We start from the raw sequence: 1,857 nt of genomic DNA on the forward strand, positions 1-1,857 counted from the left end.
CGGACGGTGTCGGTCATGGGCAGCACGGGGACGACAGCCTCGGCGCCTGCGCGGACGGCTGCGACTACGCGGCGGAAGACCACGGGTGGTGTCAACGCACGGGCGGCATCGTGGACGAGCACGATGTCGGCGACCCCGGCATGTTGCAAGGCCGATTGCACGGATTCTATTCGATCATTTCCGCCCGCTACAGCCGTGATTTGAATTCCCCAATCCCCAGAACTTGAACCTCTCCGTGCCGATCTCGAAATGGAATCGATCTCGCTGCGGGCCTGCATCAAAAACTCCTCGGGAGCGGCAACCACAATTGTGGAGGCAACTCCCGAGGAGATGATCGTCTCGAGACTGCGAACCAGAAGACTCTTCCCGTTCACCCGAACGAAGGCCTTCGGATCCGTACTGCCGAGGCGCGATCCCGACCCTGCGGCCGGAACGATGACGCAGGTACTCAGGACGCGAGCACTTCGTCCAGAATGGCCTCGGCTTCGGATTCCTCTTTCTTCTCGGCCAGCGCGAGTTCGGAAACGAGGATCTGACGAGCCTTGGACAACATGCGCTTCTCACCGGTCGACAAGCCGCGGTCCTGCTCGCGACGCCAGAGGTCACGAACGACTTCGGCGACCTTGATCACGTCACCAGACTGCAGCTTCTCAAGATTCGCCTTGTAGCGACGAGACCAGTTGGTCGGCTCTTCGACGAATTCGGCACGGAGGACGTTGAAGACCTTCTCCACACCTTCTTCACCGACGACATCCCGGACACCGACGAGATCGCAGTTGTCAGCCGGCACCTCGATCACTAGATCACCATGGGCGACCTGGAGCTTGAGATACAGTTTCTCCTCACCTTTAATGGTTCGTTTTTTGATTTCTTGGATTGTCGCTGCACCGTGATGTGGATAGACAACAGTGTCGCCGACCTGGAAACTCATATTCTCTTCAAACCCCTTTCGCGGACTTCCAGTTTACCATGAGGCGCGCCACAGAAATCGTTCAGGCTACGGATTCTTCGTGCTAGGCTCCGCTGTGCGGCTCAGCGCCCAGGGCCTCATCTCGGGCGATGTCGGCAATCACACAGTCAGAACTGCTGCAGCCCCGCCCGGGCTCCCTGTCCGAATCGCGCTCAGCCTTGCTCAGGCCCTTCGACCGGAACGCGTCCGGCCTCATTTCCGGTTCTACGGCCGGTCAAAAACCGGGTAGTATACAGATTGATCTTGTATTGCCACTTCAAGGAGCATAATGAAACGGCACAACCGCGCGGCACTCGCAGTTGCCGCACTCGCTCTCGTCATTCCCGTCAGCGGATGTGCAAGCCTGCTGTCACCGCACCAGACCGCTGAGTACAGCTACAACGCCGGTGACGGTGCATGGGGATCGATCGGAGACGTCGAGGTTCGCGGTCTGATGCTCATCATGGACGAGTCCGGCGAGGGTCCGGCCCAGCTGTTCTTCACACTCATCAACAAGGGCGACTCCTCTGCCAAGGTGTCCTTCGACGTCGGCGGCAAAAAGGCGACGGAGTCGGTCAAGGCCGGCGAGACCTTCGTGCAGGATCCTGAGAGCCCTTCCTCGGACTCATCGGAGCCCATCACCGTCGACAGCCTCAAGGCGCAGCCCGGCGACCTGGCCGACGTCACCGTCACGGTCGGCGACGACGAGAAGACGATCCGGACCCAGGTCCTGTCGAACGCACTCCCGTACTACGAACAGTACGTTCCCACCGAGGAGCCGTCGGAATCACCCAGCGAAGACGCAACGCAGTCTGCCGAAGGGTCATCGCAGACCGGCGAGGCAGACGCGTCCGGCCAGACGGACGAAACCGGCCAGACGGGTGAGCAGGGCGCGTCAGTGGCAGGTG

At 60.6% G+C, this 1,857-nt stretch carries 3 protein-coding genes; 1 reads left to right on the forward strand and 2 read right to left on the reverse strand.

The features are described 5' to 3' along the window. A partial coding sequence (locus L0G76_RS15990; RefSeq protein WP_369696203.1) for an IspD/TarI family cytidylyltransferase occupies positions 1-491 on the reverse strand: 491 nt, incomplete at its 3' end. Beyond that, the gene (locus tag L0G76_RS15995; protein WP_092106096.1) at positions 449-931 is read right to left on the reverse strand and encodes a CarD family transcriptional regulator; all 483 of its coding nucleotides are present in this window, start codon (positions 929-931) and stop codon (positions 449-451) included. The genes L0G76_RS15995 and L0G76_RS15990, both read right to left, overlap by 43 nt. Before the next feature lie 307 nt (positions 932-1,238). Between L0G76_RS15995 and L0G76_RS16000 the strand changes: the two genes are divergently transcribed. Then, on the forward strand, positions 1,239-1,857 hold a 619-nt coding region (locus tag L0G76_RS16000), incomplete at its 3' end, for a hypothetical protein (protein ID WP_304358113.1).

The sequence above is a fragment of the Brevibacterium picturae genome, assembly GCF_030453725.1.
Taxonomy (GTDB): domain Bacteria; phylum Actinomycetota; class Actinomycetes; order Actinomycetales; family Brevibacteriaceae; genus Brevibacterium; species Brevibacterium sandarakinum_A.

What these genes read in the sequence shown, in the direction of transcription:
- L0G76_RS15995 (WP_092106096.1), bottom strand. Translation starts at nt 931, where the DNA reads ATGAGTTTCCAGGTCGGCGACACTGTTGTCTATCCACATCACGGTGCA.